The following is a 19,779-nucleotide window of genomic DNA, read 5'->3' on the forward strand; positions in this document are numbered from 1 at the left end:
CTAAGATTTTGGTTGTCTGCTTATTGAGAAACAAAAGTCCCTCAAAATTAAACAGTATAGTAAAAGCCTTTCTCCTTAGAAAGGAGGTGATCCAGCCGCACCTTCCGATACGGCTACCTTGTTACGACTTCACCCCAGTCATCGGCTTCACCTTCGACAGCTCTCTCCTTTCGGTTAAAGTAGCTGGCTTCGGGCGCTTCCGACTCCCATGGTGTGACGGGCGGTGTGTACAAGACCCGGGAACGCATTCACCGCGACATTCTGATTCGCGATTACTAGCAACTCCAACTTCATGTGGGCGAGTTTCAGCCCACAATCCGAACTGAGACCGACTTTATGAGATTCGCTCCAGATTACTCCTTCGCTGCCCTTTGTATCGGCCATTGTAGCACGTGTGTAGCCCTGAACATAAGGGGCATGATGATTTGACGTCATCCCCACCTTCCTCCGAGTTGTCCCCGGCAGTCTCTCTAGAGTGCCCATCCGAAATGCTGGCAACTAAAGACAAGGGTTGCGCTCGTTGCGGGACTTAACCCAACATCTCACGACACGAGCTGACGACAACCATGCACCACCTGTCACTTCTGTCCCCGAAGGGAAAGCTTCTGTTAAAAAGCGGTCATAAGGATGTCAAGTCCAGGTAAGGTTCTTCGCGTTGCTTCGAATTAAACCACATGCTCCGCTGCTTGTGCGGGTCCCCGTCAATTCCTTTGAGTTTCACACTTGCGTGCGTACTCCCCAGGCGGAGTGCTTAATGCGTTAGCTGCGGCACTGAGGTTTGACCCCCAACACCTAGCACTCATCGTTTACGGCGTGGACTACCAGGGTATCTAATCCTGTTCGCTCCCCACGCTTTCGTGCCTCAGCGTCAGTTACAGTCCAGAGAGTCGCCTTCGCCACTGGTGTTCCTCCTAATATCTACGCATTTCACCGCTACACTAGGAATTCCACTCTCCTCTCCTGCACTCAAGCCAATAAGTTTCCAAGGCTTACTACGGTTGAGCCGTAGCCTTTCACCCTAGACTTTATTGGCCGCCTACGCACCCTTTACGCCCAGTGATTCCGGATAACGCTTGCCCCCTACGTATTACCGCGGCTGCTGGCACGTAGTTAGCCGGGGCTTCCTCCCGAGGTACCGTCATTTTTCTTCCCTCGAAACAGAGCTTTACGACCCGAAGGCCTTCTTCGCTCACGCGGCGTCGCTGCATCAGGGTTTCCCCCATTGTGCAATATCCCCCACTGCTGCCTCCCGTAGGAGTCTGGACCGTGTCTCAGTTCCAGTGTGGCCGGTCACCCTCTCAGGTCGGCTACTGATCGTCGCCTTGGTAGGCCTTTACCCCACCAACTAGCTAATCAGACGCGGGCCCATCTTGTACCAATAAATCTTTGGCTATTCTAAGATGCCTTAAAATAGCTTTATGCGGTATTAGCAATCGTTTCCGACTGTTATCCCCCTGTACAAGGTAGGTTACCCACGCGTTACTCACCCGTCCGCCGCTAACCTCATCATCTTCCACCCGAAGGCTTCCGATAAATCGGTTCGCTCGACTTGCATGTGTTAGGCACGCCGCCAGCGTTCATCCTGAGCCAGGATCAAACTCTTAATAAAAAATTTCTGGGTTCTATCAATATTGATAGATGTATTTTGCTGGCTTAATATCTATACTGTTTAATTTTCAAAGACCTTTTTTCGCCGCCCTCGTTTGGCGACTTAACTACTATATCATACTTCGCTATCTTATGTCAACACTTTTTTAAAAAATTTCTTTTTCATCTGTGTCGAACTTTCTTCTTTCCTGTCACCCCTTGCTGGCGGCGACTTTTACTACTATATCAAATTTATTGATGCTTGTCAATGCTTTTTTGAAAACACTTTTCTCACAAATAATTACCTTCGATTTACCTTTTCAATGGTGGGCCTTCAGGGACTCGAACCCCGGACCTGCCGGTTATGAGCCGGACGCTCTGACCAACTGAGCTAAAGGCCCTAATATTTAGGTTAATAAAACTTAAATGGTCCGGGTGGAGAGATTCGAACTCCCGACCCCATGGTCCCAAACCATGTGCGCTACCAAACTGCGCTACACCCGGAAAATGGCGGAGAGGGTGGGATTCGAACCCACGGCCCCTTTCGGAGTCACTGGTTTTCAAGACCAGCTCCTTAAACCACTCGGACACCTCTCCATTTGGTGATCCATCCGCGACTCGAACGCGGGACACCCTGATTAAAAGTCAGGTGCTCTACCGACTGAGCTAATGGATCTTGTTTTGGCTGGGATAGCAGGACTCGAACCTGCGAATGACGGAGTCAAAGTCCGTTGCCTTACCGACTTGGCTATATCCCAAATTGATATTAATTAACTTTCAATGGGGTGGATGATGGGATTCGAACCCACGCATGCAGGAGCCACAATCCTGTGTCTTAACCACTTGACTACATCCACCGTATTTATCATACATAAAATAAGTAAACGATTTTAAAACAACCACCTACTTATAACATAAAAATGGAGCGGAAGACGGGACTCGAACCCGCGACCCTCGCCTTGGCAAGGCGATGCTCTACCACTGAGCCACTTCCGCATATATTGCACATATAGTGTTATGATAACCAAAAGAATCCTCTTAAAATGGTGGGCGCAACAGGACTTGAACCTGTGACCCCCTGCTTGTAAGGCAGGTGCTCTCCCAGCTGAGCTATGCGCCCATTTTTTTGGTGACCCCTAGGGGAATCGAACCCCTGTTACCGCCGTGAAAGGGCGGTGTCTTAACCGCTTGACCAAGGGGCCAAATTTGGCTCCAGAGAGAGGACTCGAACCTCCAACCTACCGGTTAACAGCCGGGTGCTCCACCATTGAGCTACTCTGGAACTTCTATATCGCAACGACCTACTCTCCCAGGCAGCTTCCCGCCAAGTACCATCAGCGCTGAAGGGCTTAACTACTGTGTTCGGTATGGGAACAGGTGTGACCCCTTCGCTATTGTCACGATATTAAGTAGATGACCAAAATCTTTAATTTTGTGTCAGTCACTTAGTTAGAAATCGATTGATTCCTTTCCTTCTTTTCATCAGAAGGAATCATGAGACTTTCTAACATCCTTTGTTGGTCACTTAGTTAGCGTTTCACGACGGATTTCATTGGGTTTTTTCTAATGAAAATTCCGTTGGGAATAAGCTAACATCAGCTTATGACCTATGTCTTATTTAATTTGAGGTATTATTCCCTCAAAACTAAACAATGTATGAGTATTGGTCAAGTCCTCGACCTATTAGTATCGGTCAGCTTAATACATTACTGCATTTACACCTCCGACCTATCTACCAGATAGTCTTTCTGGGGTCTTACTCCTTTCGGATGGGAAATCTTATCTTGAGGGGGGCTTCGTGCTTAGATGCCTTCAGCACTTATCCCTTCCGTACATAGCTACCCAGCGGTGCCTTTGGCAAGACAACTGGTACACCAGCGGTACGTCCATCCCGGTCCTCTCGTACTAAGGACAGCTCCTCTCAAATTTCCTACGCCTGCGACGGATAGGGACCGAACTGTCTCACGACGTTCTGAACCCAGCTCGCGTACCACTTTAATGGGCGAACAGCCCAACCCTTGGGACCTACTTCAGCCCCAGGATGTGATGAGCCGACATCGAGGTGCCAAACCTCCCCGTCGATGTGGACTCTTGGGGGAGATAAGCCTGTTATCCCCGGGGTAGCTTTTATCCGTTGAGCGATGGCCCTTCCACTCGGTACCACCGGATCACTAAGTCCGACTTTCGTCCTTGCTCGACTTGTTGGTCTCGCAATCAAGCTCCCTTATGCCTTTGCACTCTTTGCACGATTTCCGACCGTGCTGAGGGAACCTTTGAGCGCCTCCGTTACTTTTTAGGAGGCGACCGCCCCAGTCAAACTGCCCGCCTGACAGTGTCCCAAAACCAGATCATGGTTCATGGTTAGAACTTCAGTACTACAAGAGTGGTATCCCAACGTCGACTCCCCCAAGACTGGCGTCCTAGGTTCTAAGTCTCCCACCTATCCTGTACATCTAGTACCAAAATCCAATGTCAAGCTGCAGTAAAGCTCCACGGGGTCTTTCCGTCCTGTCGCAGGTAACCAGCATCTTCACTGGTATTACAATTTCACCGGGTCCATTGTTGAGACAGCGCCCAAATCGTTACGCCTTTCGTGCGGGTCGGAACTTACCCGACAAGGAATTTCGCTACCTTAGGACCGTTATAGTTACGGCCGCCGTTTACTGGGGCTTAAGTTCTGTGCTTCGGTTACCCTAACACTTCCCCTTAACCTTCCAGCACCGGGCAGGCGTCAGCCCCTATACGTCGTCTTTCGACTTTGCAGAGACCTATGTTTTTGCTAAACAGTCGCTTGGGCCTGTTCTCTGCGACCGAAGTGTGCTTACAGCGTAAAAGCCTTCACACCCTTCGGCACCCCTTCTCCCGAAGTTACGGGGTCATTTTGCCGAGTTCCTTAACAATGGTTCTCCCGCTCGTCTTAGGATTCTCTCCTCACCTACCTGTGTCGGTTTGCGGTACGGGCACCTAGTTTCTCAATAGAGGCTTTTCTCGACAGTGTGGAATCAGTTGCTTCGCTACTTGTTTTTCGCTCCCCATCACCTCTCAGGATGTTGCTAAAACGGATTTGCCTGTCTTAGCTCCCTACTGGCTTAGACCCACTCAACCAACGGTGGGCTCAACCTATCCTTCTGTGTCACCCCATCTCTCAAACGATTCTAGGTGGTACAGGAATCTCAACCTGTTGTCCATCGCCTACGCATTTCTGCCTCGGCTTAGGTCCCGACTAACCCTGAGCGGACGAACCTTCCTCAGGAAACCTTAGGTTTTCGACGGGTAGGATTCTCACCTACCTCTCGTTACTCATGCCAACATTCTCTCTTCTATGCAGTCCACCACTCCTTTCGGTATAGCTTCAACCCACATAGAATGCTCGCCTACCACGCTGACGTAATCATTGCTACCTTCATAGATACGTTTGAGCTTAAGGTATTTGGCCAAAACTTTATTCTAACCTATCGGTTAGTTTTGGCTTAATGTCCTTTAATTTCTCTTCTATAAAAGTACTAATGATTACGTCAGCATCCATAGCTTCGGTGATACGTTTGAGCCCCGGACATTTTCGGCGCAGAATCACTCGACCAGTGAGCTATTACGCACTCTTTAAATGAGTGGCTGCTTCTAAGCCAACATCCTGGTTGTCTGTGCAACTCCACATCCTTTCCCACTTAACGTATACTTTGGGACCTTAGCTGATGGTCTGGGCTCTTTCCCTCTTGACCACGGATCTTATCACTCGTAGTCTGACTCCTGAAAATAAGTTAACGGCATTCGGAGTTTGATAGGTTTTGGTAACCGGTGAAGGCCCCTAGACCATTCAGTGCTCTACCTCCGTCACTCTCATTTCAAGGCTAGCCCTAAAGCTATTTCGGCGAGAACCAGCTATCTCCGAGCTCGATTGGAATTTCTCCGCTACCCACAGGTCATCCAATGACTTTTCAACGTCAACTGGTTCGGACCTCCACGAAATTTTACTTCCGCTTCATCCTGCCCATGGGTAGATCGCACGGTTTCGGGTCTATAGCATGTAACTTGTCGCCCTATTAAGACTCGGTTTCCCTTCGGCTCCGTACCTTCAGTACTTAACCTTGCTACATACCATAACTCGTTGGCCCGTTCTACAAAAAGTACGCGGTCACACATATAAAGTGCTTCCACAGCTTGTAGGCAAAAGGTTTCAGGTTCTTTTTCACTCCCCTCCCGGGGTTCTTTTCACCTTTCCCTCACGGTACTATGCGCTATCGGTCACTAGGTAGTATTTAGCCTTGGGGGCGGTCCCCCCTGCTTCCCACAGGGTTTCACGTGTCCCGTGGTACTCTGGATCATCCTCAAAGACCTTCAAAGTTTCGCTTACGGGACTTTTACCCTCTATGGTGGAGTTTTCCAACTCTCTTCAACTACTTTTATTCGTCCTCTATAAAGATGTCCGCAACCCCAAAAACTCAAGTCTTTGGTTTGGGCTCTTCCCCTTTCGCTCGCCGCTACTGAGGGAATCGATTTTTCTTTCTCTTCCTCGGGGTACTTAGATGTTTCAGTTCCCCCGGTCTACCTTCTATTACCTATGAATTCAGTAATAGATACTTGGACATTACCCCAAGTGGGTTTCCCCATTCGGACATCCACGGATCAATACTTGCTTGCAGCTCCCCGTGGCTTTTCGCAGCTTACCACGTCCTTCTTCGGCTCCTAGTGCCAAGGCATCCACCCTTTGCCCTTAATAACTTGACCTTTAGTGAATTACTTCAGCTTTTCTTTTCTCATATCATTGTTTAGTTTTCAAAGAACAATCTAAAAGACTATAGATGTTAAAAATTCTTCCATTCATTTTTTGTTGGTTTAAAACTATTGTCGTGAATTACAGAATTTTTAACTAAGCGACTAACACAAAATCTAAGATTTTGGTTGTCTGCTTATTGAGAAACAAAAGTCCCTCAAAATTAAACAGTATAGTAAAAGCCTTTCTCCTTAGAAAGGAGGTGATCCAGCCGCACCTTCCGATACGGCTACCTTGTTACGACTTCACCCCAGTCATCGGCTTCACCTTCGACAGCTCTCTCCTTTCGGTTAAAGTAGCTGGCTTCGGGCGCTTCCGACTCCCATGGTGTGACGGGCGGTGTGTACAAGACCCGGGAACGCATTCACCGCGACATTCTGATTCGCGATTACTAGCAACTCCAACTTCATGTGGGCGAGTTTCAGCCCACAATCCGAACTGAGACCGACTTTATGAGATTCGCTCCAGATTACTCCTTCGCTGCCCTTTGTATCGGCCATTGTAGCACGTGTGTAGCCCTGAACATAAGGGGCATGATGATTTGACGTCATCCCCACCTTCCTCCGAGTTGTCCCCGGCAGTCTCTCTAGAGTGCCCATCCGAAATGCTGGCAACTAAAGACAAGGGTTGCGCTCGTTGCGGGACTTAACCCAACATCTCACGACACGAGCTGACGACAACCATGCACCACCTGTCACTTCTGTCCCCGAAGGGAAAGCTTCTGTTAAAAAGCGGTCATAAGGATGTCAAGTCCAGGTAAGGTTCTTCGCGTTGCTTCGAATTAAACCACATGCTCCGCTGCTTGTGCGGGTCCCCGTCAATTCCTTTGAGTTTCACACTTGCGTGCGTACTCCCCAGGCGGAGTGCTTAATGCGTTAGCTGCGGCACTGAGGTTTGACCCCCAACACCTAGCACTCATCGTTTACGGCGTGGACTACCAGGGTATCTAATCCTGTTCGCTCCCCACGCTTTCGTGCCTCAGCGTCAGTTACAGTCCAGAGAGTCGCCTTCGCCACTGGTGTTCCTCCTAATATCTACGCATTTCACCGCTACACTAGGAATTCCACTCTCCTCTCCTGCACTCAAGCCAATAAGTTTCCAAGGCTTACTACGGTTGAGCCGTAGCCTTTCACCCTAGACTTTATTGGCCGCCTACGCACCCTTTACGCCCAGTGATTCCGGATAACGCTTGCCCCCTACGTATTACCGCGGCTGCTGGCACGTAGTTAGCCGGGGCTTCCTCCCGAGGTACCGTCATTTTTCTTCCCTCGAAACAGAGCTTTACGACCCGAAGGCCTTCTTCGCTCACGCGGCGTCGCTGCATCAGGGTTTCCCCCATTGTGCAATATCCCCCACTGCTGCCTCCCGTAGGAGTCTGGACCGTGTCTCAGTTCCAGTGTGGCCGGTCACCCTCTCAGGTCGGCTACTGATCGTCGCCTTGGTAGGCCTTTACCCCACCAACTAGCTAATCAGACGCGGGCCCATCTTGTACCAATAAATCTTTGGCTATTCTAAGATGCCTTAAAATAGCTTTATGCGGTATTAGCAATCGTTTCCGACTGTTATCCCCCTGTACAAGGTAGGTTACCCACGCGTTACTCACCCGTCCGCCGCTAACCTCATCATCTTCCACCCGAAGGCTTCCGATAAATCGGTTCGCTCGACTTGCATGTGTTAGGCACGCCGCCAGCGTTCATCCTGAGCCAGGATCAAACTCTTAATAAAAAATTTCTGGGTTCTATCAATATTGATAGATGTATTTTGCTGGCTTAATATCTATACTGTTTAATTTTCAAAGACCTTTTTTCGCCGCCCTCGTTTGGCGACTTAACTACTATATCATACTTCGCTATCTTATGTCAACACTTTTTTAAAAAATTTCTTTTTCATCTGTGTCGAACTTTCTTCTTTCCTGTCACCCCTTGCTGGCGGCGACTTTTACTACTATATCAAACTTCCTTGCCCTTGTCAATACTTTTTCTAAATTATTTTTAATGGAATAAAGTTAAAGACTTTTTTTACCCCTCGGTGTATTGTAGTCAAGTTAAAAACTTAAAAAGACAATAATCAATGATCATTGTCTTTTTAAACGTATGGTGCGGGTGGAGGGACTTGAACCCCCACGGTCGCCCGCTAGATCCTAAGTCTAGTGCGTCTGCCAATTCCGCCACACCCGCATGTGTGTTATATATATTATGGTGGAGGGAGAAGGATTCGAACCTTCGAAGTCGTCGACAACAGATTTACAGTCTGCCCCCTTTGGCCACTCGGGAATCCCTCCAGTTGGAGCTGGTGATGGGACTCGAACCCGCAACCTGCTGATTACAAATCAGCTGCTCTGCCAATTGAGCTACACCAGCAAGTTTATTAATAATGTTCTTAGCTTTTTCGCAACACATTTTACTTAAGTTGAACCATTGAAATGTGTTTCGAAACGCTAAGTAAGTGATCAACACAAAATCAAAGATTTTGGTTGTCTACTTATGGCGACCTGGAAGGGACTCGAACCCTCGACCTCCAGCGTGACAGGCTGGCATTCTAACCAACTGAACTACCAGGCCGCGTATTTTCATGGTGGGCGCAACAGGACTTGAACCTGTGACCCCCTGCTTGTAAGGCAGGTGCTCTCCCAGCTGAGCTATGCGCCCATTTTTTGGTGACCCCTAGGGGAATCGAACCCCTGTTACCGCCGTGAAAGGGCGGTGTCTTAACCGCTTGACCAAGGGGCCAAAATGGTTGCGGGGACAGGACTTGAACCTGCGGCCTCCGGGTTATGAGCCCGACGAGCTACCAACTGCTCTACCCCGCGTTATTTGGTGCCGAAGACCGGAATCGAACCGGTACGATCTTGAAGGACCGCAGGATTTTAAGTCCTGTGCGTCTGCCAGTTCCGCCACTTCGGCTTTTTTTGGCTCCAGAGAGAGGACTCGAACCTCCAACCTACCGGTTAACAGCCGGGTGCTCCACCATTGAGCTACTCTGGAACTTCTATATCGCAACGACCTACTCTCCCAGGCAGCTTCCCGCCAAGTACCATCAGCGCTGAAGGGCTTAACTACTGTGTTCGGTATGGGAACAGGTGTGACCCCTTCGCTATTGTCACGATATTAAGTAGATGACCAAAATCTTTAATTTTGTGTCAGTCACTTAGTTAGAAATCGATTGATTCCTTTCCTTCTTTTCATCAGAAGGAATCATGAGACTTTCTAACATTCTTTGTTGGTCACTTAGTTAGCGTTTCACGACGAATTTCATTGGGTTTTCTTAATGAAAATCCGTTGGGAATAAGCTAACACAAGCTTATGACCTATGTCTTATTTAATTTGAGGTATTATTCCCTCAAAACTAAACAATGTATGAGTATATTGGTCAAGTCCTCGACCTATTAGTATCGGTCAGCTTAATACATTACTGCACTTACACCTCCGACCTATCTACCAGATAGTCTTTCTGGGGTCTTACTCCTTTCGGATGGGAAATCTTATCTTGAGGGGGGCTTCGTGCTTAGATGCCTTCAGCACTTATCCCTTCCGTACATAGCTACCCAGCGGTGCCTTTGGCAAGACAACTGGTACACCAGCGGTACGTCCATCCCGGTCCTCTCGTACTAAGGACAGCTCCTCTCAAATTTCCTACGCCTGCGACGGATAGGGACCGAACTGTCTCACGACGTTCTGAACCCAGCTCGCGTACCACTTTAATGGGCGAACAGCCCAACCCTTGGGACCTACTTCAGCCCCAGGATGTGATGAGCCGACATCGAGGTGCCAAACCTCCCCGTCGATGTGGACTCTTGGGGGAGATAAGCCTGTTATCCCCGGGGTAGCTTTTATCCGTTGAGCGATGGCCCTTCCACTCGGTACCACCGGATCACTAAGTCCGACTTTCGTCCTTGCTCGACTTGTTGGTCTCGCAATCAAGCTCCCTTATGCCTTTGCACTCTTTGCACGATTTCCGACCGTGCTGAGGGAACCTTTGAGCGCCTCCGTTACTTTTTAGGAGGCGACCGCCCCAGTCAAACTGCCCGCCTGACAGTGTCCCAAAACCAGATCATGGTTCATGGTTAGAACTTCAGTACTACAAGAGTGGTATCCCAACGTCGACTCCCCCAAGACTGGCGTCCTAGGTTCTAAGTCTCCCACCTATCCTGTACATCTAGTACCAAAATCCAATGTCAAGCTGCAGTAAAGCTCCACGGGGTCTTTCCGTCCTGTCGCAGGTAACCAGCATCTTCACTGGTATTACAATTTCACCGGGTCCATTGTTGAGACAGCGCCCAAATCGTTACGCCTTTCGTGCGGGTCGGAACTTACCCGACAAGGAATTTCGCTACCTTAGGACCGTTATAGTTACGGCCGCCGTTTACTGGGGCTTAAGTTCTGTGCTTCGGTTGCCCTAACACTTCCCCTTAACCTTCCAGCACCGGGCAGGCGTCAGCCCCTATACGTCGTCTTTCGACTTTGCAGAGACCTATGTTTTTGCTAAACAGTCGCTTGGGCCTGTTCTCTGCGACCGAAGTGTGCTTACAGCGTAAAAGCCTTCACACCCTTCGGCACCCCTTCTCCCGAAGTTACGGGGTCATTTTGCCGAGTTCCTTAACAATGGTTCTCCCGCTCGTCTTAGGATTCTCTCCTCACCTACCTGTGTCGGTTTGCGGTACGGGCACCTAGTTTCTCAATAGAGGCTTTTCTCGACAGTGTGGAATCAGTTGCTTCGCTACTTGTTTTTCGCTCCCCATCACCTCTCAGGATGTTGCTAAAACGGATTTGCCTGTCTTAGCTCCCTACTGGCTTAGACCCACTCAACCAACGGTGGGCTCAACCTATCCTTCTGTGTCACCCCATCTCTCAAACGATTCTAGGTGGTACAGGAATCTCAACCTGTTGTCCATCGCCTACGCATTTCTGCCTCGGCTTAGGTCCCGACTAACCCTGAGCGGACGAACCTTCCTCAGGAAACCTTAGGTTTTCGACGGGTAGGATTCTCACCTACCTCTCGTTACTCATGCCAACATTCTCTCTTCTATGCAGTCCACCACTCCTTTCGGTATAGCTTCAACCCACATAGAATGCTCGCCTACCACGCTGACGTAATCATTGCTACCTTCATAGATACGTTTGAGCTTAAGGTATTTGGCCAAAACTTTATTCTAACCTATCGGTTAGTTTTGGCTTAATGTCCTTTAATTTCTCTTCTATAAAAGTACTAATGATTACGTCAGCATCCATAGCTTCGGTGATACGTTTGAGCCCCGGACATTTTCGGCGCAGAATCACTCGACCAGTGAGCTATTACGCACTCTTTAAATGAGTGGCTGCTTCTAAGCCAACATCCTGGTTGTCTGTGCAACTCCACATCCTTTCCCACTTAACGTATACTTTGGGACCTTAGCTGATGGTCTGGGCTCTTTCCCTCTTGACCACGGATCTTATCACTCGTAGTCTGACTCCTGAAAATAAGTTAACGGCATTCGGAGTTTGATAGGTTTTGGTAACCGGTGAAGGCCCCTAGACCATTCAGTGCTCTACCTCCGTCACTCTCATTTCAAGGCTAGCCCTAAAGCTATTTCGGCGAGAACCAGCTATCTCCGAGCTCGATTGGAATTTCTCCGCTACCCACAGGTCATCCAATGACTTTTCAACGTCAACTGGTTCGGACCTCCACGAAATTTTACTTCCGCTTCATCCTGCCCATGGGTAGATCGCACGGTTTCGGGTCTATAGCATGTAACTTGTCGCCCTATTAAGACTCGGTTTCCCTTCGGCTCCGTACCTTCAGTACTTAACCTTGCTACATACCATAACTCGTTGGCCCGTTCTACAAAAAGTACGCGGTCACACATATAAAGTGCTTCCACAGCTTGTAGGCAAAAGGTTTCAGGTTCTTTTTCACTCCCCTCCCGGGGTTCTTTTCACCTTTCCCTCACGGTACTATGCGCTATCGGTCACTAGGTAGTATTTAGCCTTGGGGGGTGGTCCCCCCTGCTTCCCACAGGGTTTCACGTGTCCCGTGGTACTCTGGATCATCCTCAAAGACCTTCAAAGTTTCGCTTACGGGACTTTTACCCTCTATGGTGGAGTTTTCCAACTCTCTTCAACTACTTTTATTCGTCCTCTATAAAGATGTCCGCAACCCCAAAAACTTAAGTCTTTGGTTTGGGCTCTTCCCCTTTCGCTCGCCGCTACTGAGGGAATCGATTTTTCTTTCTCTTCCTCGGGGTACTTAGATGTTTCAGTTCCCCCGGTCTACCTTCTATTACCTATGAATTCAGTAATAGATACTTGGACATTACCCCAAGTGGGTTTCCCCATTCGGACATCTACGGATCAATACTTGCTTGCAGTTCCCCGTAGCTTTTCGCAGCTTACCACGTCCTTCTTCGGCTCCTAGTGCCAAGGCATCCACCCTTTGCCCTTAATAACTTGACCTTTAGTGAATTACTTCAGCTTTTTTCTTTCTCATAACATTCTCATAACATTGTTTAGTTTTCAAAGAACAATTTAGAACAATTTAAGAATCGTCAAGAATATTATTCTATCAAATTCTTTTCCTTTTGTCAATCTTTTTAACATGGTACTTTCTACCATGTTCTTTGGTGGAGACGAGGAGAGTCGAACTCCTGACCCCCTGCTTGCAAGGCAGGTGCTCTCCCAACTGAGCTACGCCCCCACTTTGTTTGTAAAGGATGTTAAAAATTCTTCCATTCATTTTTTGTTGGTTTAAAACCATTGTCGTGAATTACAGAATTTTTAACTAAGCGACTAACACAAAATCTAAGATTTTGGTTGTCTGCTTATTGAGAAACAAAAGTCCCTCAAAATTAAACAGTATAGTAAAAGCCTTTCTCCTTAGAAAGGAGGTGATCCAGCCGCACCTTCCGATACGGCTACCTTGTTACGACTTCACCCCAGTCATCGGCTTCACCTTCGACAGCTCTCTCCTTTCGGTTAAAGTAGCTGGCTTCGGGCGCTTCCGACTCCCATGGTGTGACGGGCGGTGTGTACAAGACCCGGGAACGCATTCACCGCGACATTCTGATTCGCGATTACTAGCAACTCCAACTTCATGTGGGCGAGTTTCAGCCCACAATCCGAACTGAGACCGACTTTATGAGATTCGCTCCAGATTACTCCTTCGCTGCCCTTTGTATCGGCCATTGTAGCACGTGTGTAGCCCTGAACATAAGGGGCATGATGATTTGACGTCATCCCCACCTTCCTCCGAGTTGTCCCCGGCAGTCTCTCTAGAGTGCCCATCCGAAATGCTGGCAACTAAAGACAAGGGTTGCGCTCGTTGCGGGACTTAACCCAACATCTCACGACACGAGCTGACGACAACCATGCACCACCTGTCACTTCTGTCCCCGAAGGGAAAGCTTCTGTTAAAAAGCGGTCATAAGGATGTCAAGTCCAGGTAAGGTTCTTCGCGTTGCTTCGAATTAAACCACATGCTCCGCTGCTTGTGCGGGTCCCCGTCAATTCCTTTGAGTTTCACACTTGCGTGCGTACTCCCCAGGCGGAGTGCTTAATGCGTTAGCTGCGGCACTGAGGTTTGACCCCCAACACCTAGCACTCATCGTTTACGGCGTGGACTACCAGGGTATCTAATCCTGTTCGCTCCCCACGCTTTCGTGCCTCAGCGTCAGTTACAGTCCAGAGAGTCGCCTTCGCCACTGGTGTTCCTCCTAATATCTACGCATTTCACCGCTACACTAGGAATTCCACTCTCCTCTCCTGCACTCAAGCCAATAAGTTTCCAAGGCTTACTACGGTTGAGCCGTAGCCTTTCACCCTAGACTTTATTGGCCGCCTACGCACCCTTTACGCCCAGTGATTCCGGATAACGCTTGCCCCCTACGTATTACCGCGGCTGCTGGCACGTAGTTAGCCGGGGCTTCCTCCCGAGGTACCGTCATTTTTCTTCCCTCGAAACAGAGCTTTACGACCCGAAGGCCTTCTTCGCTCACGCGGCGTCGCTGCATCAGGGTTTCCCCCATTGTGCAATATCCCCCACTGCTGCCTCCCGTAGGAGTCTGGACCGTGTCTCAGTTCCAGTGTGGCCGGTCACCCTCTCAGGTCGGCTACTGATCGTCGCCTTGGTAGGCCTTTACCCCACCAACTAGCTAATCAGACGCGGGCCCATCTTGTACCAATAAATCTTTGGCTATTCTAAGATGCCTTAAAATAGCTTTATGCGGTATTAGCAATCGTTTCCGACTGTTATCCCCCTGTACAAGGTAGGTTACCCACGCGTTACTCACCCGTCCGCCGCTAACCTCATCATCTTCCACCCGAAGGCTTCCGATAAATCGGTTCGCTCGACTTGCATGTGTTAGGCACGCCGCCAGCGTTCATCCTGAGCCAGGATCAAACTCTTAATAAAAGTATTGTAACCAAAATCTTTGATTTTGTGTTAGCTACTTTGTTAGAAATTTTATGTTTCGTTTCCTTTGGTTTTTTATCACTAAAGGAAACATAAAATTTATAACTTTCTTAATTTCTTACCTTCTAAAAATTCATCAGAATCTTTCAGGTTGCTGGCTTAATATCTATACTGTTTAATTTTCAAAGACCTTTTTTTCTGCCGCCCTCGTTTGGCGACTTAACTACTATATCATACTTCGCTATCTTATGTCAACACTTTTTTAAAAAATTTCTTTTTCATCTGTGTCGAACTTTCTTCTTTCCTGTCACCCCTTGCTGGCGGCGACTTTTACTACTATATCATTTTTTTTTACTCTTGTCAAGTAGTTTTGTGAAAGTTTTTAAAGCATTAAGCTTTTTTAGAAACCACTTTTAACGGCGGAATAATAATTTAACATATTCTATGTTTTATGTCAACATCCTTCAAAAATTTTTTGATGAATTTTCAAAAGGCCTTTGGAGCGCTTATTCTCCAAAGGTCTTTTAAGTAGTTTATAGGTGCACGTTAGTTTTTTCTATAGACTGTTATCTTTAACTGGCTGTTATGATACTTGACATCGCCGCCGTCAACCAAAGCTCCTAACAGCAGCAATTCATCATAATTATCATTTTCCCCCACCAGCTCCCAGTAATACCCTTCTAAGGTATCTTGGCGAGGAGCATTTAAGATTTCTTCTAGCTCTTGCAATTTTTCTTTAGGCGGGTTAGAGCAATCCCCTTGCAGACTTATTTTTATTTCTTTTTCTTCTTCATATTGAAAATCTATTTTTAATTTTGTTATATCAATTTTAAAGAAAAAACTTATCAATTCATCTACAATTTTTATTGCTCTCATCTTATCAGTGGACAAAAACTATTCCTCCTTATTACTTTTAAAGGATTCAAGTACTGGAACAAGAGCCGCCGCTACGATTCCTCCAGAAAATCCATTGTTATATAGGTTCATACCACCGTGGAGGTACCCAACATTCATCACCATTGCCATGTGTAAAAAGCCTGCAATAATTCCACTTATCCAACCAAACTGCCCTGCTATAGGTGCTAACGTAGTTCCAAACAAAGCTGCCAATAAAGCCCCTGTAGCATTTGTATCCCATATATTAAGTAAGGAAAATAAATATACACCTATTAATATAGGAATTATGTTTTTAGCATGCTTACCAAAGGCTCCAAAGCCTGCTACGGTAAACACACCACCAATCGTAGGTCCGTTTAGCTCTCCTTTTACTAAAATCACATATACTGTTGCTATTATACCAACGATTCCCATGTTAATAAGACTTAAACCAAATCCATCTGAAGTAACAAAATCTGCTACCGCTCTTCCTGATTGCTTCATCATCTTTCCATAACCGCGAAAAGTTTTGTTGTTAAATAGTAGCCCTACCAATGTCATAGAACCAAATAATATAATTAAGTATATACCTAAAACAGTATTGTAGCCCTCCGCTACAATTAAAGTACTTTCATTTTGAAGGCCAAAAGCCCTGAATATAGCCATGCAGAAGGTTCCTATTATGCCTGCTGTAAATCCGATGTTATATAGATTGAATCCTTGATGAAATTTAACAAAATGCGTACCTAATGGTGGTAATACATATCCCGCTATAATTCCAATTAGGTTAGCAAGTACAACTGCTTTCATTGGAGAAAATCCAAAACCAAAGGTAACCTGACTAATCACTGGTCCTAATGCAGTACCAAAGAATGCCATTAAAATAAACTTGCTAAACTTTTCTTTTTTTGCAACAGCATATAAATAAACCCCCAAGAATATTGCCCATATATTATAGATATTTTTACCAAAAAGGGCGAATCCTCCTATGGTTAAAATTGCTGCAATAACAGGACCATTCATATTAGCCTTACTTACTTTGGCAATAGCAATCGCTATTACCATTAATAGACCAGCGTTAAATAGAGCAGCACCTACATTACCAACCGCCATATAATCTGTCACTAATATACTAGGCGCTACTACGATGTTCTTCATACCAGTAATAATTTCATAAGGGCTGTTAAAAGCAAAGGCCGATAGTAAAACTAGTACTGCATAAATAGTAATCACACCATATTTAACTTTTTCGTCAACCACTGCCTTCTGAGCTACCATTTCTTGACTATTTCCCTCATTTGCCTGAACCTTCAGTTCTACTGATTTGTCCATAATTTTTCCCCCTTCTCCCCCATTATAAACTCCCTTTTTTGTCTTTTTTTTAACAATCTCTTTCGAAACGTTTTCGCCAACACTTACTAGAATGTTCTACTGCCTTATTCAAGTGTCGTACTTGTTGTCAATGCAATATAGTCTATACTGCTTGCTAATACTGTTACAGATATAGATATCCTTCTTCAGTCTTGAATTTTAATATACAAAATCTATCTTATTGCCTTTAACAAATGCTACTGAAAATCTGCGAATTTAGTTCTTAAGTATACTAAAATTCATAGCCGTATAGCTATAAACGCAACAAAATTTCAGATTAGTTAGAATAATCGTGAAAATAGTTATATATTTGTCAGTATTATTATATGTTATTGTTGGAAAAAATTCAACTAGATATGATGAATTGTTGGAAAATGGTAAGCATTGGGTTTTCCATAAATAAAGAGGTGTCTAAAATAAACTTAGCACCTCTTTACGCATTAGTCTATGGATTTAAATAGGTTAATCATTTCGATAGCTGTTACCGCTGCCTCAAATCCTTTATTTCCAGCTTTTGTCCCTGCTCTTTCTATAGCCTGCTCTATCGTATCTGTTGTAAGTACTCCAAATATAATAGGGATTTCTAATTCCAAGCCCACATGAGCTACGCCTTTAGCCACTTCATTAGCCACAAAATCAAAGTGAGGTGTAGCTCCTCTGATAACAGCACCTAAGCAAATAACAGCATCGTATTTTTGTGATTTTGCCATTTTCTTTGCTGCTAGTGGAATTTCAAATGCCCCCGGCACCCAACAAATGCTTATATTTTCTTCTTCTCCCCCCTGCCTTTTTATAGCATCTAAAGCACCATCCAGCAACTTACTCCCTATAAATTCATTAAATCTACCAATAACAATACCAAATTTTAAACCCTGACTAGTAAGTTTTCCTTCAAATATCTTCATTATTTATTCTTCCTCCTTTGTTTTTAATAAATGCCCTAGTTTTTCTTGTTTTGTTTTAAGATAAAAAGCATTTCGTTCATTGTGATTCATCTGAATTGGCACTCTTTCTACAACCTCTAAATCATAACCAGATAATCCCACCAACTTTCTTGGATTATTGGTCATCAATTTAATTTTTTTAACACCTATGTCTTTTAATATTTGAGCCCCTATGCCATACTCTCTCATATCCTCTGGAAAACCAAGGGCAAGATTTGCTTCCACTGTATCATAGCCTTGATCTTGTAGGGCATAGGCCTTCAGCTTATTGATTAAACCAATACCTCTTCCCTCTTGACGCATATATAATAATACGCCTTTGTCAGCCGCTTCGATTTTTTTCATAGCCGCTGCAAATTGTTCTCCACAATCACAACGCAAAGAACCAAATGCATCGCCTGTTAAACACTCCGAGTGTACTCTTACTAATATCGGTTCATCCCCTGAGATATCTCCTTTTACTAATGCTACATGATGTTCGTTATTCATACTATTTTCATACCCTATTATTTTGAAGTCTCCATACTTTGTTGGCATATATGCTTCAGTTACTCGCTTTACTAACTCCTCATTTCTTCTTCTGTAGGCAACCAAATCAGCGATAGTAATAATTTTCATATTATGTTCTTCCACAAATGCCATAAGTTCTGGAACCCTCGCCATACTACCATCTTCATTCATTATTTCACAAATAACTCCTGAAGGGTTTAACCCAGCCAACCTAGCTAAATCAACTGCTGCTTCTGTATGCCCTGTCCTGCTTAATACACCGCCTTTTTTAGCTGCTAACGGAAAAATATGTCCTGGCCTTTTAAAATCATCCGCCTTAGCATCTGAGGCAACGGCTCTTTGGATCGTTGTAGCTCTCTCATAGGCAGAAATTCCTGTTGTCGTTTCTACAGCATCTATTGAAATTGTAAAGGCAGTTCCATGGGTATCTGTGTTATTCTGCACCATCTGAGGCAATTGTAAATCTATTAGTTTTTCTTCAAGCATAGGTAAACAAATTAGCCCCCTTCCATATCTTGCCATAAAATTGACGGTTTCAGTTGTGATTAGTTCGGCTGCTGCTACTAAATCCCCTTCATTTTCTCTATCTTCATCATCTACTACTACAATCATTTTTCCATTTCTTATGTCCTCTAGTGCTTCTTCTATCCTGTTAAACTGAAATTGCATTTTTTACATCCTCCTTTATCTAACAAAACCATGCTCCGCTAAAAAGTCTAATGAAATATCTTTTTTCTCTGGTTTCTTTTTTTCAAAAGTCATAAGTTTTTCTATATACTTTCCAATCATGTCACATTCTAGATTAACTGTTTCACCTATTCTTTTATCAATCAATATAGTTTCATCTCTAGTATGGGGTATCATAGAAACCTTAAAACATTTATCATCTACATAAGCCACTGTAAGACTTACACCATCTACAGTAATAGAACCTTTTAAGATAATATACTTTAACAGATTTGAAGGCGTATCAATGGTGATCCAAACAGCATTATCTTCTCTCTGATGATGTTTAACCTCTCCTACACCATCAATGTGACCACTAACAAGATGCCCTCCTAATCGATCACCTATAGCAAGAGCCCTTTCTAAATTCACTGGACTTCCTATCCTTAAATCCTTCAAATTGCTCCGCCTCATTGTTTCTGCCATAACATCTACCTGAAAACTATTACTGTCAAAATAATTCACTGTTAAGCATACACCGTTTGTAGCTATGCTATCTCCTAATTTCACATCCTGTAACACTCTTTTTGCTTCTATTATCATGCTGGCCCCATCGCCGCTTTTGTGTAACCCTTTTATTTTACCAATTTCTTCAACAATTCCTGTAAACAC

5 protein-coding genes, 20 tRNA genes and 7 rRNA genes are annotated in these 19,779 nt (G+C 45.5%); all 32 read right to left on the reverse strand.

The annotated features are described in order from the left end of the window. Positions 1-79 precede the first annotated feature (79 nt). Positions 80-1,609, reverse strand: a 16S ribosomal RNA gene (locus BJL90_RS03270). Between the two features lie 302 nt (positions 1,610-1,911). After that, positions 1,912-1,988, reverse strand: a tRNA-Ile gene (locus BJL90_RS03275). 26 nt (positions 1,989-2,014) lie between these two features. Beyond that, positions 2,015-2,091 (reverse strand) — tRNA-Pro (locus BJL90_RS03280). Between the two features lie 4 nt (positions 2,092-2,095). After that, positions 2,096-2,184 (reverse strand) — tRNA-Ser (locus BJL90_RS03285). A 3-nt stretch (positions 2,185-2,187) separates the two neighbouring features. Then, positions 2,188-2,263 (reverse strand) — tRNA-Lys (locus BJL90_RS03290). 6 nt (positions 2,264-2,269) lie between these two features. Next, positions 2,270-2,345, reverse strand: a tRNA-Gln gene (locus BJL90_RS03295). 23 nt (positions 2,346-2,368) lie between these two features. Continuing rightward, positions 2,369-2,444 (reverse strand) — tRNA-His (locus BJL90_RS03300). A gap of 64 nt (positions 2,445-2,508) precedes the next feature. Continuing rightward, positions 2,509-2,583 (reverse strand) — tRNA-Gly (locus BJL90_RS03305). A 48-nt stretch (positions 2,584-2,631) separates the two neighbouring features. Beyond that, positions 2,632-2,707: transfer RNA gene (locus BJL90_RS03310), tRNA-Val, on the reverse strand. Between the two features lie 7 nt (positions 2,708-2,714). Next, positions 2,715-2,789: transfer RNA gene (locus tag BJL90_RS03315), tRNA-Glu, on the reverse strand. 5 nt (positions 2,790-2,794) lie between these two features. Further along, positions 2,795-2,869: transfer RNA gene (locus tag BJL90_RS03320), tRNA-Asn, on the reverse strand. Between the two features lie 6 nt (positions 2,870-2,875). Beyond that, positions 2,876-2,992 (reverse strand): 5S ribosomal RNA (rrf, locus tag BJL90_RS03325). A 258-nt stretch (positions 2,993-3,250) separates the two neighbouring features. Next, a 23S ribosomal RNA gene (locus BJL90_RS03330) occupies positions 3,251-6,312 on the reverse strand. Between the two features lie 241 nt (positions 6,313-6,553). Next, a 16S ribosomal RNA gene (locus BJL90_RS03335) occupies positions 6,554-8,083 on the reverse strand. 369 nt (positions 8,084-8,452) lie between these two features. Beyond that, positions 8,453-8,535 (reverse strand) — tRNA-Leu (locus BJL90_RS03340). A 19-nt stretch (positions 8,536-8,554) separates the two neighbouring features. After that, a tRNA-Tyr gene (locus tag BJL90_RS03345) sits at positions 8,555-8,639 on the reverse strand. A gap of 3 nt (positions 8,640-8,642) precedes the next feature. Continuing rightward, positions 8,643-8,718, reverse strand: a tRNA-Thr gene (locus BJL90_RS03350). A 124-nt stretch (positions 8,719-8,842) separates the two neighbouring features. Then, positions 8,843-8,919: transfer RNA gene (locus BJL90_RS03355), tRNA-Asp, on the reverse strand. An 11-nt stretch (positions 8,920-8,930) separates the two neighbouring features. Further along, positions 8,931-9,006, reverse strand: a tRNA-Val gene (locus tag BJL90_RS03360). A gap of 6 nt (positions 9,007-9,012) precedes the next feature. After that, positions 9,013-9,087: transfer RNA gene (locus tag BJL90_RS03365), tRNA-Glu, on the reverse strand. A gap of 4 nt (positions 9,088-9,091) precedes the next feature. Further along, positions 9,092-9,167: transfer RNA gene (locus BJL90_RS03370), tRNA-Met, on the reverse strand. A gap of 5 nt (positions 9,168-9,172) precedes the next feature. Further along, positions 9,173-9,261, reverse strand: a tRNA-Leu gene (locus BJL90_RS03375). A 6-nt stretch (positions 9,262-9,267) separates the two neighbouring features. Further along, positions 9,268-9,342 (reverse strand) — tRNA-Asn (locus BJL90_RS03380). Positions 9,343-9,348: 6 nt separating this feature from the next. After that, positions 9,349-9,465: ribosomal RNA gene (gene rrf, locus BJL90_RS03385) — 5S ribosomal RNA — on the reverse strand. A 258-nt stretch (positions 9,466-9,723) separates the two neighbouring features. Beyond that, positions 9,724-12,786 (reverse strand): 23S ribosomal RNA (locus tag BJL90_RS03390). A gap of 165 nt (positions 12,787-12,951) precedes the next feature. Beyond that, positions 12,952-13,027: transfer RNA gene (locus BJL90_RS03395), tRNA-Ala, on the reverse strand. A 183-nt stretch (positions 13,028-13,210) separates the two neighbouring features. Beyond that, positions 13,211-14,740, reverse strand: a 16S ribosomal RNA gene (locus BJL90_RS03400). The 16S, 23S and 5S rRNA genes sit together here with 20 tRNA genes alongside, the layout of an rRNA operon. Before the next feature lie 546 nt (positions 14,741-15,286). After that, positions 15,287-15,631, reverse strand: coding sequence for a hypothetical protein (locus BJL90_RS03405; protein WP_070964165.1), 345 nt, complete (start codon positions 15,629-15,631; stop codon positions 15,287-15,289). A gap of 3 nt (positions 15,632-15,634) precedes the next feature. Further along, positions 15,635-16,948: a DUF1576 domain-containing protein gene (locus tag BJL90_RS03410; RefSeq protein WP_081562200.1), complete on the reverse strand. Its 1,314-nt coding sequence runs from the start codon at positions 16,946-16,948 to the stop codon at positions 15,635-15,637. A 479-nt stretch (positions 16,949-17,427) separates the two neighbouring features. Further along, positions 17,428-17,892, reverse strand: coding sequence for a 6,7-dimethyl-8-ribityllumazine synthase (ribH, locus tag BJL90_RS03415; RefSeq protein WP_070964167.1), 465 nt, complete (start codon positions 17,890-17,892; stop codon positions 17,428-17,430). A 3-nt stretch (positions 17,893-17,895) separates the two neighbouring features. Then, positions 17,896-19,110, reverse strand: coding sequence for a bifunctional 3,4-dihydroxy-2-butanone-4-phosphate synthase/GTP cyclohydrolase II (locus tag BJL90_RS03420; protein WP_070964168.1), 1,215 nt, complete (start codon positions 19,108-19,110; stop codon positions 17,896-17,898). Positions 19,111-19,125: 15 nt separating this feature from the next. Further along, positions 19,126-19,779 (reverse strand): riboflavin synthase, encoded by a 654-nt coding sequence (gene ribE / locus BJL90_RS03425; protein WP_070964170.1) that lies wholly within the window; start codon positions 19,777-19,779, stop codon positions 19,126-19,128.

This window comes from Clostridium formicaceticum (genome assembly GCF_001854185.1).
GTDB lineage: Bacteria > Bacillota > Clostridia > Peptostreptococcales > Natronincolaceae > Andreesenella > Andreesenella formicacetica.

Bases quoted from the DNA above. Each gene is read 5' to 3' on its own strand.
- BJL90_RS03420 (WP_070964168.1), bottom strand. From the start codon at position 19,110: ATGCAATTTCAGTTTAACAGGATAGAAGAAGCACTAGAGGACATAAGA.
- ribH (WP_070964167.1), bottom strand. From the start codon at position 17,892: ATGAAGATATTTGAAGGAAAACTTACTAGTCAGGGTTTAAAATTTGGT.
- BJL90_RS03410 (WP_081562200.1), bottom strand. From the start codon at position 16,948: ATGGACAAATCAGTAGAACTGAAGGTTCAGGCAAATGAGGGAAATAGT.